Origin of the sequence: Halopelagius fulvigenes, from assembly GCF_042662625.1 — an archaeon.
Lineage (GTDB): Archaea > Halobacteriota > Halobacteria > Halobacteriales > Haloferacaceae > Halopelagius > Halopelagius fulvigenes.
Genome location: NZ_JBHSXH010000015.1, coordinates 383,670 through 397,260, shown reverse-complemented (window position 1 = coordinate 397,260; position 13,591 = coordinate 383,670). Strand labels below are relative to the sequence as shown.

At 62.4% G+C, this 13,591-nt stretch carries 20 protein-coding genes; 18 read left to right on the top strand and 2 right to left on the bottom strand.

All coding sequences use genetic code 11. From position 1 onward, the window contains the following. Window positions 1-190: 190 nt before the first annotated feature. Complete coding sequence (locus ACFQEV_RS12030) at window positions 191-1,900, top strand: hypothetical protein (protein ID WP_379696201.1); 1,710 nt, start codon at window positions 191-193, stop codon at window positions 1,898-1,900. Window positions 1,901-1,933: 33 nt separating this feature from the next. Here ACFQEV_RS12030 and ACFQEV_RS12025 read toward each other — a convergent pair whose 3' ends face one another. Next, a complete protein-coding gene (locus ACFQEV_RS12025) occupies window positions 1,934-3,307 on the bottom strand; it encodes a geranylgeranyl reductase family protein (protein WP_379696199.1) in 1,374 nt (457 codons plus the stop codon). A gap of 181 nt (window positions 3,308-3,488) precedes the next feature. Here ACFQEV_RS12025 and ACFQEV_RS12020 point away from each other — a divergent pair, with 181 nt between their 5' ends. Beyond that, on the top strand, window positions 3,489-4,433 hold the full coding sequence (locus ACFQEV_RS12020; protein WP_379696197.1) for a DUF5131 family protein: 945 nt from the start codon (window positions 3,489-3,491) through the stop codon (window positions 4,431-4,433). A 9-nt stretch (window positions 4,434-4,442) separates the two neighbouring features. Here the strand turns inward: ACFQEV_RS12020 and ACFQEV_RS12015 are convergent, their stop codons facing one another. Beyond that, on the bottom strand, window positions 4,443-4,625 hold the full coding sequence (locus ACFQEV_RS12015; protein ID WP_379696195.1) for a hypothetical protein: 183 nt from the start codon (window positions 4,623-4,625) through the stop codon (window positions 4,443-4,445). A gap of 160 nt (window positions 4,626-4,785) precedes the next feature. On the opposite strand from ACFQEV_RS12015, the gene ACFQEV_RS12010 reads away from it, so the two are divergent. The 16 genes from ACFQEV_RS12010 to ACFQEV_RS11935 all read left to right on the top strand — a co-directional run bounded on the left by ACFQEV_RS12010 (window position 4,786) and on the right by ACFQEV_RS11935 (window position 13,576). Next, complete coding sequence (locus ACFQEV_RS12010) at window positions 4,786-5,289, top strand: coiled-coil domain-containing protein (protein WP_379696193.1); 504 nt, start codon at window positions 4,786-4,788, stop codon at window positions 5,287-5,289. Window positions 5,290-5,531: 242 nt separating this feature from the next. Further along, window positions 5,532-7,655, top strand: a complete 2,124-nt coding sequence (locus ACFQEV_RS12005; RefSeq protein WP_379696191.1) for a minichromosome maintenance protein MCM — start codon at window positions 5,532-5,534, stop codon at window positions 7,653-7,655. Between the two features lie 108 nt (window positions 7,656-7,763). Then, window positions 7,764-8,027 (top strand): hypothetical protein, encoded by a 264-nt coding sequence (locus ACFQEV_RS12000; protein WP_379696189.1) that lies wholly within the window; start codon window positions 7,764-7,766, stop codon window positions 8,025-8,027. After that, window positions 8,020-8,211 carry a hypothetical protein gene (locus tag ACFQEV_RS11995; protein WP_379696188.1) on the top strand — a complete coding sequence of 64 codons (192 nt, stop codon included), beginning with the start codon at window positions 8,020-8,022 and terminating at the stop codon, window positions 8,209-8,211. The genes ACFQEV_RS12000 and ACFQEV_RS11995 overlap by 8 nt, the downstream gene beginning before the upstream one ends. Before the next feature lie 184 nt (window positions 8,212-8,395). Next, window positions 8,396-8,635 (top strand): MarR family transcriptional regulator, encoded by a 240-nt coding sequence (locus ACFQEV_RS11990; RefSeq protein WP_379696186.1) that lies wholly within the window; start codon window positions 8,396-8,398, stop codon window positions 8,633-8,635. Between the two features lie 234 nt (window positions 8,636-8,869). After that, the gene (locus ACFQEV_RS11985) at window positions 8,870-9,352 is read left to right on the top strand and encodes a hypothetical protein (RefSeq protein WP_379696184.1); all 483 of its coding nucleotides are present in this window, start codon (window positions 8,870-8,872) and stop codon (window positions 9,350-9,352) included. Window positions 9,353-9,442: 90 nt separating this feature from the next. Next, window positions 9,443-9,637 (top strand): hypothetical protein, encoded by a 195-nt coding sequence (locus tag ACFQEV_RS11980; RefSeq protein ID WP_379696182.1) that lies wholly within the window; start codon window positions 9,443-9,445, stop codon window positions 9,635-9,637. Then, entirely contained in the window at window positions 9,630-9,755 is a 126-nt protein-coding gene (locus tag ACFQEV_RS11975) for a hypothetical protein (RefSeq protein WP_379696180.1), read from the top strand. The genes ACFQEV_RS11980 and ACFQEV_RS11975 overlap by 8 nt, the downstream gene beginning before the upstream one ends. Beyond that, a complete protein-coding gene (locus ACFQEV_RS11970) occupies window positions 9,755-10,006 on the top strand; it encodes a hypothetical protein (RefSeq protein WP_379696178.1) in 252 nt (83 codons plus the stop codon). Before ACFQEV_RS11975 ends, ACFQEV_RS11970 begins: the two co-directional genes overlap by 1 nt. A 3-nt stretch (window positions 10,007-10,009) precedes the next feature. Continuing rightward, complete coding sequence (locus ACFQEV_RS11965) at window positions 10,010-10,360, top strand: hypothetical protein (protein WP_379696176.1); 351 nt, start codon at window positions 10,010-10,012, stop codon at window positions 10,358-10,360. A gap of 126 nt (window positions 10,361-10,486) precedes the next feature. Further along, window positions 10,487-11,188 (top strand): hypothetical protein, encoded by a 702-nt coding sequence (locus tag ACFQEV_RS11960; protein WP_379696174.1) that lies wholly within the window; start codon window positions 10,487-10,489, stop codon window positions 11,186-11,188. Between the two features lie 473 nt (window positions 11,189-11,661). Next, window positions 11,662-11,829 carry a hypothetical protein gene (locus ACFQEV_RS11955; RefSeq protein ID WP_379696172.1) on the top strand — a complete coding sequence of 56 codons (168 nt, stop codon included), beginning with the start codon at window positions 11,662-11,664 and terminating at the stop codon, window positions 11,827-11,829. 1 nt (window position 11,830) lies between these two features. After that, window positions 11,831-12,136, top strand: a complete 306-nt coding sequence (locus ACFQEV_RS11950) for a hypothetical protein (RefSeq protein WP_379696170.1) — start codon at window positions 11,831-11,833, stop codon at window positions 12,134-12,136. Further along, window positions 12,123-12,941, top strand: a complete 819-nt coding sequence (locus tag ACFQEV_RS11945; protein ID WP_379696168.1) for a helix-hairpin-helix domain-containing protein — start codon at window positions 12,123-12,125, stop codon at window positions 12,939-12,941. The genes ACFQEV_RS11950 and ACFQEV_RS11945 overlap by 14 nt, the downstream gene beginning before the upstream one ends. Beyond that, window positions 12,942-13,409, top strand: coding sequence for a hypothetical protein (locus ACFQEV_RS11940; RefSeq protein WP_379696166.1), 468 nt, complete (start codon window positions 12,942-12,944; stop codon window positions 13,407-13,409). Beyond that, window positions 13,406-13,576, top strand: a complete 171-nt coding sequence (locus ACFQEV_RS11935) for a hypothetical protein (protein ID WP_379696165.1) — start codon at window positions 13,406-13,408, stop codon at window positions 13,574-13,576. Before ACFQEV_RS11940 ends, ACFQEV_RS11935 begins: the two co-directional genes overlap by 4 nt. Window positions 13,577-13,591 lie beyond the last annotated feature (15 nt).

The following is a 13,591-nucleotide window of genomic DNA, read 5'->3' as shown; positions in this document are numbered from 1 at the left end:
CATTGTTCGTTTTCCTATTCTTCAGTCCCTCTTACTGCCAAAACCGGAGGTTTAGGATAGATAATAATATATTCATTTCCCGTGGAAACTATGTAAGCCCGCTTACAATTTTTATCAACGCAGACGGAGATGTGGGTATTGCATGACACGTAGACGAACGATTACCGTTGCGGTTGCTCTTCTGGTCTTGGTGGCCACGCCGGTCGGCGTCTTCGCCGCCCCCGTGGTCGCACAGGAGACAACTGAGAACGAGACGGCGACAGACACGGCCACAGACACTCCGATCGAGGAGACGAACAACACCACGGAGACGGAGACAGAAACTCCGACTGAGACTGAGACGGAGACTCCGACCGAGACGGAGACAGACACCCCGACTGAGACGGTGACTCCGACCGAGAATGAGACGGAAACTCCGACCGAGAATGAGACGGAGACTCCCGTCGAAGAGGAGGAGGACAACCGGACCATCGACTCGTGTACGGTCATCAACGAATCGGGGACGTACACCATCTCCGAGAACTTCTCCGCCGACGAACTGCAGGAAGTGTCGGACCCCGGCGTCGACGCTAACGCGTCCGCCTGCATCGTCATCGCCGCGGACAACGTGACTCTCGACGGACAGGACATCGAAATCAGCGCCCCTAACGGGACGACCGCCAATCAGACGAACAACGAATCGCTCACCGTCGGCATCGCCGTCGCCGGCGATAACGCCACGGTTCAGTACCCGACCGTCTCGGACTTCGACGTCGGCGTCCACCTCGCCGGCACCGAGAACGCCTCGGTGAACAACCTCGAAGCGAGAGACACCGAACGCGCCGCCGTCGTCTTCGCGGGCGCGTCCGACAGCGTCGTCGAGAACGTCACCGCGGATAACGTCTCCACCAGCCAACTGAACGAGACGGAGATCAACGACACCGAGATTAACGAGACGGAGATCAACGACACCGAGATTAACGAGACGGAGATCAACGACACCGAGACGAACGAGTCGAACGACACGTTCTCCGGCGCGTTCGCCTTCGTGAACTCGACTAACAACACCGTCCGTGAGGCCGTCGTCAACAACACGACCGGTTGGACGGTCTCCAGTCAGAACACCGAAGCGCTGAACAACGCGAGCAACGCGAGCCAAAACGCTAGCGCGAACGTCACCCAGAACAACTCCGTCGAGAACGTCACCGTCAACGAGACGACGTTCTCCGCGACGTTCCGAGACGTGAACATCCGCCCGGCGACGGACTACCCCGACGCCCCCGAGGGCGTCGCCGTCCTCGGTCAGCCCCTCCAGACCGAAGCGATGTCCGAGAACGCCACGTTCCAACTGTCGTTCATCTACCAGGAGTCCGAGCTGGAAGACGCGGGGACCGACGAGTTCTCCCTCAGCATCTACGAGGTCAGCGGTGACTCGTGGAGCCCCGTGACCGGTACGCACGTCAACGTCTCTACCAACAACGCGACCGCGATGGTCGACGGGAACGGCACCTACGCCCTCGTCGGCCAGACGACGAACGACACCGCCGAAAACGAGACGGCCGAGAACGACACGGTGATCGTCAACGACACTGCCGAAAACGAGACGACCGAGAACGACACGGTGATCGTCAACGATACCGACGAAAACGAGACGATAGGAATGAACGACACGGTGATCGTCAACGATACGGACACCGACGAGACGAATACCGAACTGAACGAGACGACGGCGAACGACACCGCTAACGATACGGTGGTCATCAACGAGACGACGAACGACACCGCCAACGATACGGTGATCGTCAACGAGACGACGACGAACGCCACCGCGACGAACAACACAACGACGAACGACACCGCGACGCCGGTCGGAGAGAACACGACGACCGAAGCGTCCGGTAACGTGACCGTCGAGACGTAAGAAAACGTTCCGAACCGTCTGCGTCTTCTTTTTTCAGTACTTCGGTTCCGCGCCCGTGACCTCGTAGATTTCGTCCATCAAGCGGTCACGCTCGGCCTGCCACCCTTCGAGTGCGCCGGGGCGGCCGGGATAGCGCTTGTAGTGGTCCATGAGTTCGTCCGCGAGGTTCTTCGTCTTGTAGAAGTCGTAGATGAGTTCCCAGTAGCCGTAGCTCTCCTTTGCGGTCTTGAGAGCGAGTTTCGGGCCGAACGACGTCGTCCCGGAGTACAGCGCTTCGGCGAGTTTCTCGCCCGGAAGCGCGGCCAGGAGGCTCATCAGTTCGTCCACGTTGATGGCCGTCGAGAGGATGTTGTACACGTCGAGGCCGGCGTACCGCGCGCCGAAGTGCGACATGACGCGCTCGTTGTACCGCCAGAGGGTCTCCTCGGAGACGTCACCGCTCGCGACGGCTTCGACGGCCTGTTCGCCCGCGTACTCGCCGGCGTACGCCGCGCCAGCGATGCCGCCCCCGGTGGTCGGGTTGACGTGGGCCGCGGAGTCGCCGGCGGCGATGAACCCCGGCGCGACGGCCGAGTCGTAGGGGCGACGCGTCGGCAGGGCCGCGCCGAGTTTGTCGGTGACCTCCGCGCCCTCGAACTCCTCGCGGTTCCGCAGGTCGTCTTTCAGGTCGTCGACGAGTTTCATCGGTTCCTCGTTCATCTGGAAGCCGAGACCCGCGTTTATCTCCGTCTCCGTCCGCGGGAAGTACCAAATGTACCCGGCGGCGACCTGTGCGGGCTTGAACACGAGTGCGTCGGACCACTCAACCGGTTCCTCGACTTCGACGACTTCGCGGTAGGCCGAACAGAACTGCGAGTACGAGACGTTCGTGTCGAACGTCGCATCGGAGAAGTCCGCCTTGTCCTGCAGGAGCGATAACGCGCCCGCGCCGTCGATGACGATGTCGGCGTCGTACTCGACTTCCTCGCCCTTGCGCTTGCCGCTGACGCCGGTGACGGTGCCGTCGTCGTCCTGCGTCACGTCCTGGACGACGGTGTCGTAGTGGAACTCCGCGCCGGCGTTCTCGGCGCCCTCGATGATGCGGCGACCGTACTCCCAGCGGTCGATGACGGCGAGTTCGCCGGGGACCGGAATGTCGAGCACCGAGTCCTCCTTGGGTATCTCGAAGCGCCCGTGGTCGACATCCGTGTTCGTGAACGCCGGTTCTATCTGCGCCTTCGGGATGGCGTCGGGGAACTCGTCTGCGCCCTTCAGGGCGTCACCGCAGGCGATGTGCCCCGCCTCCTCGGCGGTCTTTCGCTCGACGACGACTGCGTCGAGACCCTCACTCGCGACGGTCGCGGCGGCGTAGCATCCAGCGGTGCCCGCGCCGACGACGACGACGTCGTACTCGTGGGTCGTACTCATTGACTCGCATTTCTCCGCCGTGGCAGGAAAACTCTTTATTTGTTGGTCTGAGTCGGGCAAAGACCAGCCATTCCACCCCCGAATCGGTCGTAGAAGCCGCCTCGCCAACCGATTCGACCGTTGACACCCTCAACATTTCGGGTGTGACGCGTCAGCAGAGCGGAATTACGGGGATGGCGGCATGAACGAGACGGACATCGCGTGGACCGACACCACGTGGAATTCCGTCCACGGCTGCTCGAAGGTGAGCGCTGGCTGCGACAACTGCTACGCCGAGCGGATCAGCCGGCAGTACGGCCACACCGACCACGCCTGGACGAACGAGCACGCCGGCGAGAACGTCTCGACGCGCCCCGACAAGCTCAAGGAACCGTACGCGCTCACCGAGCCGTCGCGCATCTTCGTGAACTCGATGAGCGACCTGTTCCACGCGGCCGTTCCCGACGAGTTCATCCTCGACGTGTTCGCGGTGATGCGGAACTGCCCGCACCACATCTCCCAGACCCTCACGAAGCGTCCCGGCCGCGCCACGCACATGACGCTGGAGTGGCCGCCGAACGTCTGGATGGGGACGAGCGTCGAGGACGGTCGCGTCACCGACCGGATCGACCTGCTCCGGGAGTGCGACGCCGAGACGCTGTTCCTCTCGTGTGAGCCGCTGATCGGCCCGCTCGGGGAAATCGACCTGTCGGGCTACGACTGGGTCATCGCCGGCGGCGAGTCCGGCCCCGACGCCGACCGCCGCGACATGGATCACGCGTGGGCGCGCGACATCCTGCGGCAGTGCCGTCGTGACGACGTCGCGTTCTTCTTCAAGCAGAGTAGTGCGCGACAGCCCGAGACGAACCCGTATCTGACGGTCGACCGCGGCGGCATCGACGTCCAGGTGCAGTTCCGGGAGCTCCCGGCGCTGTCGCCGGTCGTCGAACGTGCGCGGGCGGCGTACGCAGGGGGGTGCGTCGGCGTGAGCGTCCTCGACGACCTCCCGCCCGGCTGCGGCTGTCTCGGCTGCGCTCGCCCGGCGAGTTTTGTCGTCGATCACCCCGACCACGGCCACCGGACGGTCTGCAAAACGCACGCGCGTGACTATCCGGTTATCGAACGCCTCGGAGGTGACTCGGCGTGAGAACCAGCGTTACTCGGTTCGCCACCACGAGACGTGGCGCGACGTGTGCTTCTTACGATGAATCTTGTCCTCCTCAGCGAGGGCTTCGAGGTAGTTGTGGACCGTCCGACGTTCCGCATCAAGCGTCTCGGCGAGTTCACTCGCCGTATACGGCTCGCAGATGTCCATCTCGTCGAGGAGCCGCTTCTCCATTGGATGATTCGTTCGGCTGCAGGCTGCATGAATCTTGCCCATGTGGGAAAATTCCCTCTCCGTCTATTCCCAACTGGGAAAGCATTAAGCTGTTTCCCAACTGGGAATACAGTATGAGCATGAAATTTAGCCACCATCAATCCACCGGAGGTATCGTCCGATGACCGACGAGGAGCTTCGCTCGGAGGTGAACCAACTGAAGAGCGACTTCCAGGGCCTGCTCAAACAGCACCAGACCGCCCTTCAGCGCATCGACGAGTTAGAGGACCGCGTCGAGGACCTCGAAGCCGAGAACGACGCGCTTCGCCGCGGCGCGGACCTCGTCCAGACCGTGCGCAAGAACGGCGCGACGACGACCGAAAAGCGCGCCGTCGAGGTCATCAACACGCTCGGTCGCCGTGCCGGCGGTCGTCCCGACTCCCAACCGGCGCGGAGTGAACTCGACGCCACGGGCATCGTCAACGCCCTCGGCGGCTCGATCGACCGGACGAACACGTACGGGTTCATGGACGACGTCGTCGAGTTGGTCGGCAACCCGAACGTCCTCTGGAAGCAGAAAGAGCCGCGCTCGAGTTCGGACAACACGCGTCTCGTCCTCGACCTCCGGAACGGCGATCTCCCCGAGATGGTCGCCGGCCACGAGCTGGAGGTGACCACGGCGTGAACACACCGGAGTCGAGGTGTATACTTTACACAACACGCGAGGCAGGCAAGCCCCCGCCGTGACCCACGCACTCAGCAACCTCGCTTGGATTAGGTGAAAGTTACGCGGAACACGAAACGAAAGCAAATGTCGATTAGTCAACACTACGCTCGCACAACGCTCGCACAGCTCGCATCAACCGCCGTACACACACCTGTTTCGGTGTTGTGTAGATTACACACCGGGCCGGGAGGTGACGCGGCGTGAGCACCGCCGCCGTCGCCGGAACCGAGGGACTCATCGACCGGTTCCTCGCGTTCTTCGAGAAGTACTACCGCGACGCCATCGGCACGCTCGCGCAACGCTACCCGTCGGAGCAGCGGTCGCTGTACATCACCTACGACGACCTGTTCACGTTCGACCATGCCCTCGCGGACGACTGGGTGGGCAACCCCGAGACGGTACGGGAGTACGCCGACGAGGCGCTGCGGCTGTACGACCTGCCGGCGGACATCGACCTCAGCGGAGGGACTGACACTCCGGCAGCCACGGTTCGACTCACCGGCCTTCCGGTGGAGCACACCTACTACCCCGGTGGGTTCTCCCCGACCGACCACGCCGGCGAGTACGTCGCCATCGAGGGGCAGGTCGCGAAGGCGACCGAGACGTACTCGAGTATCGTCGAAGCGGCGTTCGTCTGCCAGCGCTGCGGGACGCCGACGTACATCCCCCAGACCGACAGCGGGTTTCAGGAACCCCACGAGTGCCAGGGCTGTGAACGACAGGGCCCCTTCGACGTCGATTTCGACGACTCGACGTTCATCGACGCCCAGAAACTCCGCATCGAGGAACCGCCCGAGGTGGCAAAAGGCGGCGACACCAGCCATATCGACGTGTTCCTCGAAGACGACCTCGTCAAACAGATCGAGCCCGGGGACAAGGTGGCGGTCGCGGGCATCCTCCACCTCGAACAGCAGACGGCGAATAACTCGAAGACGGGGAAGTTCCGCCCCTACTTGGACGGCCGCGCGATCACGACGAAAGAAGCGGAGTTCGAGGACATCGAAATCACCGACGCCGAGGAGGAACGCATCCGCGATATCGCCAGCGAGGAGACCGACGGCGACATCTTCGAGCTGGCCGTCGACTCCATCGCGCCGACGGTCGAGGAGGAAGACGACATCAAACTCGCCATCTTCCTGCAGCTCGTCTCGGGCGTGCGCGTGGAGATGCCCGACGGGACGGTCGAACGGGGCGACTACCACCAGCTCCTCATCGGCGACCCCTCGACGGGCAAATCCCTGCTGATGGACGCCGCCGAGACGATCGCGCCGCGATCGGTCTCCGTCTCGGGCCACGGCGCCTCCGCCTCTGGGTTGACCGCCGCCGCTGTTCGCGACGACTTCGGCGACGGACAGTGGACGCTCGAGGCCGGGGCGCTCGTCCACGCGCACAAAGGCCTCGCCTGCGTCGACGAACTCGACAAGATTTCGCCCGACGCGGTGAAGTCGATGCACAAGGCGCTCTCCCAGCAGCGTATCCCCGTCAACAAAGCGGGCATCAACACGACGCTGCCCTCCGAGACGGCACTGTTGGGCGCGGCGAACCCGAAGGACGGCCGGTGGGACCCCTATAAGGAAACCCACGAACAGATCGACATCGACGGCGCGCTCCTCTCACGCTTTGGCCTCATCTGGAAACTGACGGACGAACCCGACGAGGAGCGTGACACGCGCATCTCGGATACGATGCTGGCGTCGAAAGACATCGGCAAGCGCCTCTCGATCAACACGAACAGCGTCGGCGACGATGAGCGCGCCGCGGTCGAACCCGCCCTCGACACCGAGTTCCTGCGGAAGTATATTGCGTACGCGCGAGCGAACTACACGCCCGTGTTCCGCGACGACGACGTGCGCGAGCACGCCCGCGAGAAGTTCGTCACGCTCCGCTCGTCGAACGGTTACGATCCCGACGCGGCCGTCCCGGTGACGTTCCGGAAACTGCAGGACGTCCACCGTATCGCCGAGGCGTCGGCGCGGGCCCGCCTCTCGCCCGTCATCGAGGAACAGGACGTCAAGCGCGCCCAACGGCTCGTCGGTGCGTCGATGCGGCAGTTCGCGACGAACGACGACAACGAGTTCGACGCGGACATCACCGAGACGGGCACCTCGAAGACTCAGAAAGAACGGAAGGAATCGCTTCGGCAACTCATCATCGAACTGCAGGGCGACGAGGGGCCGCTCATGGTCGGGGAACTCTGCAGCGAGGCCGAGGAGCAACTCGGCCTGAAGCCTCGCGTGACAAAAGACGAAGTCGAAGTCCTCTGTCAGAAGGGGGAGGCGTACCGCCCCGGTGGCGAGGGGACGGTCCGGGTGTTCGGCCAATGACCGAGCAGACCCGCCCGCTGCACGACGAACAGGTCCGGCACCTCGCCCGCCGACTCAAGATACCGCTGCCGGAAGCCGACCACCTGCTGGCGAACATGGAGACCGACGATGAGTGAGCCCACCGACGCCGTCCACCAGCGAACACTCGACGGCGATTGTCTCTCGAAGGCCCGCATCGAATGTGAGGCCTACGAGGGCTGTACGAAGCCGGCGAACGTCGCCGTCGGGAACCTCGGTGGGAACGCCTATCTCGACTCGATCGACGAACTGTTCGTCTGCGAGACGTGCGCCGACGAGTACCGGGTTGATGCAACGACCCCGACAATCCGCTCGCTGACGCCCTCGGAACGATGGGAGGCCGCCGATGGCTGAGGCCGAATGCCAGCGCTGCGGTTCACCAGCATCGTCTCGTCCACTCTACGGCGTTTCGCTCTGGGGACTCTGCTATCCCTGCTGGGACTACCTCGCCGAGTTCCGCCCGAGCAACCTCCCCGGTCGCGGGCCCCACGCCGCGACGGATCAAACCGGCCTCGACGCCTTCGGAGGTGAGGCGTGATGGGGTCGGCACAAACCGACACCGAGCACGAACCGCCGTGTCCGGACTGTGGGTCGCATCACTTCGTCAACTCGAATAACCGCGCCAAGTGCTCTTGGCGGTGCAAGCGCTGTGCGAAGACGTTCACACGCCGGTGGGATCGCCCTCGTGAACAGACCTACCAGAACGAACTGAGGATGCACGAATGAGCGAATCCCTCCCTGAACTCCCCGACGACCTCCGTGACGCATCGCCAGCAACGAAACACATCTATCACACGATCGCTGCCAACGGCCCGCTCACGACGTCGGAGTTAGTCGAGATGCTCGGGTACACGGGTGAGACGGTCCGCGTCGCGACCCGCGAGTTAGTCGACCGGGGGCATCTCGAACGGACCCATCGACACGACGATTTACGCCACTGTCTCTTTGTGACACCAAAGTAACACAGAATTTCTGTGCTATCTCCGGATTTATCCGCCATAAGCCGTATATACTGGATAGACTCGCTCCGGCCCCCGACCCGCAGTGATCGCGGGGATGAGGGATGTCGGATAACAGCCGCCGCTCCGCGATTCTTCTGCATTCCACCCATGAAAGGACCGTGTGCATTTGACCCCGATACAGGCGTACCACTCGATAACCGTGCGTTCACAACTCCCTCGGAAGCGCCCGAACATGTGTTCGTCCCGCTGCGGACGCCGAAACCGCACGAGGCCATCGACGCTGACTGGAGTAATCGGGAAGGCGCCCTCACGAACGGAGAACTCAGTTCGTCCGACGCGGGGCTACTCGGCTACTTCAAACGCGTCCACCGGCAGGAGTTCGCCGAACCGAACCCGAAGATGGACTGCGCTGCGGCGGCGGCTATCAAGCAACTCAAAGCCCAACGCAACCACACACGCGATACGTTCCTCTGGTTAGCGCTCGCGGAACGCCTCGCCTCGAAGGGCTACCCCGCCCGCTGGATGCTCGACTACTTCACGCCACGCTGTCCGCTCTGCGGATCCATCGCGAAGTTCCCCGGCGGGAAGTTCGGCTCCGAAGCCATCTGCGCCAGCGCCGAGCAGGACCACGGCGCCGTCGACGACGCGATTCGTGAGAAGATCACCGAGTTCTACGAGAACGCGTTCGACGACGATCTCGAACCGGCGGTCGTCTGACGATGGACTGGCTGGCGTGGTATCTCTTCGCCCTCACGTCCATCGGGTGTGGCGGCCTCGCCCTCTGGTATCTCGCATGGGTGATTTTCGATGACTGACTCACCAGACGACCTTTCGAAAGCCGAGCGGAACGCGCTCTACGAGAATATCCAAGCCGTCGAACGGACCCTCACCGAGGACGTTCGCGATGTCGACGACCCGCAGTACGCGGCGGGGCGCGTCGACGGGGTGCAAGAGTTCGCGGCCGCACTCGCTCACCGGTTAAATCTCGATCACCATGAGTAACGGCCCTGCGACGCCGCATCGCTGCCCGGACTGCGGCGCGTTCTACGAACCCGAGCCCGACGGCGAGGACGAGTGCTGTCCGAACGAGTGCAACTGCCCCGAAGACGAGGACGCATGATGGACGACCAACCCATACAGTCGGCTCGGGAGGCACGCTGCCAGTGTTGTGGAGGGTTCGCCGGCCACGGTGCCGACCCCGACTACTGCGGCATCTGTCGCGCCGCCGGCGAACACTTGACGACCTGCCCGATGTGCAGGGAGCGCGTACCGAGAGCGTCTATCGACGACGTCTGCCCAGACTGTGAGGAGACGATGGACGAACTGGATCGGCTCGTCCGTTCGGGAGCCTCTGCCGCAGACGAGGAGTAACCCATGTCTGCAGATGACCTCCCGACGCCCCGTGAGCCGTCGGCGTACCGTCCGGGGATTCACTTCGGCGAGCGGTTCGGTGATCGCTACTCGGACCGGAAGCGGCACCTCGACGGCGAGATCATCAACGGCTGCATCGAGAACGGCGTCGTGACGAAGCAGGGCCGGGACCTCTGGTGGCTTCGCGAGACGTTCGGCGGCGTCACGTACCGGCTCGTCATCGACACCGAGGAACGCGAGGTGGTGACAGGCTATCCCGTCTCGATCAACACCGACGCCGCGCGGGAGTCCGGGCGGTGGTCGGCCCAGCAGATCGAGGAGATTCGGCACTTCATCGCGACTGACCCACGGTGATAGCAGTTGATTGTGTCATTTTATTAATCAAAACTGCATTTCGGCCGAACCATTTCATCCGACAAAGTGTCAGTATTATTACTGGACAGGTTCAAGTGTGGTCAATGAATACATTTCTGATGAAAGGTGCTCTCAATGCTTGGAGATTTCTCTCCTTTCTTGGATTTCGTCTCATGGGTGCCGAGCGAACTTTGGTTCATAATCATCGGATCTATCCTAACTGCTGTTGCGTCATGGACGATTCAGTACTATCGAGATGCAGTCAAACGCCGATCGATTCGAAACTCGCTAAGAGCAGAGATAAAGAGATCAAAGGAAGATCTCGATTTTTTAGCATCTATGCCAGACAGTAAACGGAGCAATCTTGAGCGAGATCTCAGCACCCGGATGTATGACCAGCACTACTCTCAGCTTGGGTTGCTATCAAGCGACGAACTTGATTACGCGACAGACTATTACCGAAATATCGAGAGGATCATTGACGATCAAGAATGGTATAACGAGCTTGTAGAGGCTGATCCAGTCCCAGCTTCAGAAGACTTCCCCGATCACCCGAAATCACACCTTGCCATACACAACCTTCAGCACGACTCAAAACAGGCGATCATGGCCCGGACGAAGCTCCTTAGCGAAATCGACGCCCGAACGGGCTTTTTCTGGTGGGTACCTTTCTCGGAGGCAAAACATAATCGATGCCACTCTCCTCCAGAAAAGCCTGACTTCATCACAGGAGATCAACCTGTCCTCGCCGGTGCATCAAGCGAAGAGGGGGTTGAGGAAAGAGACGAGCAGGTTGAATCAGACGAACAGACTGAAACAGACACGTAACCAGCGAACTACTTGCTAACCTGTCCTAGATGACCCGATGACCGGCGAGAGCCGCGAGACCGACGGCGATAGGACGCAGAGCCACACGAGCGGGCGCACATTCGCCAACCGGCGGACATGATCAATTCTTCGTAGGGGAACTACGTTCCTCGGGACCGCAGATCGGCGTACTCATCTTCACTACGTCGGCCCTCGTCCCGCTATCGCGCGGTGCGTCTGTCATTCGACTCCGTACGATTCCAGTCCAATAGTTCCAACAAAGCCCGTGCGTCCGCAGCTGACGCCCGCTGGTCGCGGCATGGAGCCACCTATCGCGTCGGTGATCTAAAGCCGGCGACGGTGGCCATCCATGTGCTGGGGTTCGATTCCCCGCCGGCGTCTTTTCACTTGTACTGTTCCGAAACTACCCTCCTCGTAGCCCTCTCGTGCAGCCCCGCCACTCCCGGCGGCGTGTACTACAAGAATCATGTCTAATGAACAGAGACAGCATCAAATTCTACGTCGGCACAGTCGCCGGTCTCGCGATCATTTACATATCGGTCACCGGCACCCCGCCGCAGTACTGGACCGTCGTCGGGCTTCTCACGATCCTCGGCGCGGGCTGGGGCGTCGACGTGATCCTCAACGGAGGTTCAAAGTAAGATGATTGCTCCCCCATCGGAAAGCGTCCTCGCACACCAATTCGGCCTCTTCGTCGGCTTCGGCCTCCTGGTCGCCGGCCTGTGGTTGCGGATGACAGATCGTCGATACCCGTTCGTCTTTCAAGCACTGTACTTCCTGCTCGGACTGGCGTTCATGGGCATCTTCGCCCGCCTACTGATCGCGTCACCGTTCTGGAGCGCGTCGGCCGTGGTGTTCTCGCTCGGCCTCGTCCTCATCGTCATGTCCGCCGGATTCACCCGCATCGTCGACCACTACGCCGAAGATATTCCCCATGACAAACTCTAACGACACCACCAGCGACGACCTCACGACTATCAACGGCATCGGCACGAAACGAGCGGCTCGACTGCGCGCGGCCGGCTACGAGACCATCGCCGACATCCAAACCGCGATGGTCGACGACCTCGCCCGCGTCGAGGGAATCTCCACCCACGCCGCCCAGACGATCGTCGAGAACACACCCGCCGAGTCGAGCGATACGGACACCCCCGACTCGGGTGGCCTACCCGCCTACGAGTGCGACTACTGCGGGGAAACGTTCAGTTCGGACGAGAAAGCCGAGTACAAGGAGCACAAGAAAACGCACCCCGACACGTCCGACGGAAAGTCGGCGGCCGACGTCGCCGCCGCCGGCGAGTTCACGTCGACCGGACACGACACCGTCACGTCGGCGTCGAACTCGAACATCCGCGCACGCCTCGGTCGCGTCACGAAACACCTCCGGAAGCGTCTCCCGCGAGACAAGGATGGCGATGGCAGGATCGAGGTGCGGCGGAGCGCGCTCATCGCGTGGTTCCTGGCGGCCGCGTTCGGCACCATCCTCGGCCATACCCTCGCGCACGACCCGAACGCGATGCTGAAGGTTGTCGGGGGGCCGAGCGTCGTGTACGCGACCCTCCGAATCATCGCACAACCGAACTCGACACCCATCCCGAAGGAGTGGCTCGATTCGACAGCGTTCGTCCTGGTGATCGCCGGGACGCTCTTCGGGTATTCGCTCGTCACCGTCCCGTATAGCGAGCAGTTCAAGATGGTATCCGACGCGCTGTCGCACATGGTCGGAGAAGGCCACGCCTCCGGCGCGCACTAAATGTCGTTCGGGTACATCGAACGCGTCCCGTGGCATCTCGTCCGGGCCGGCATCGCTGCCTACCGCGTCGCCCAGCACACCGTTGAGAAACCCGATGACGTCCCGCGACTCATCGTCTACGGCCTCGACGAAGGCAACATCCCACCCGAGCGGGCGCTCCGGTACGTGTTAGGCCGGCGCTCGTTCGGCCCGAACTGGGAGCTCTCCGTCTACTACAAGGGCGAAATCCAGAACCTCCGGCGGACAGAGTTCCGCCCCGAGATCGGCCCGCCCGAAATCGAAGAGTGGCAGAACCACATCCGAGCGTTCGACCACCCCGACGGCCTCGAAGTGCTGGCGCATTGGGAACCCGAACCGACGGAACACCCCGACGAGCATCTCTCCGAGGAGTACATGGACGTCGAACGCGGAACCAGACGCCTCGAATCGATCCTCGACGAGGAGGGAATCGAGTACGACCGGAGATGATGACCCCACCCGAGCCCGTTGTCACCGACAACTGGCTCATCTATCACGATCCGACGAAGCTCGCGACGACTGCGGGCATGATCGAGACGATGCCCGCGGAAGCCCGCGCCAAGGGCGCGTTTCCCTGCGGGCAGTGTTGGCCGGGGCGGACGGACACGCGCCGGTAACGCAGACGCACTTTT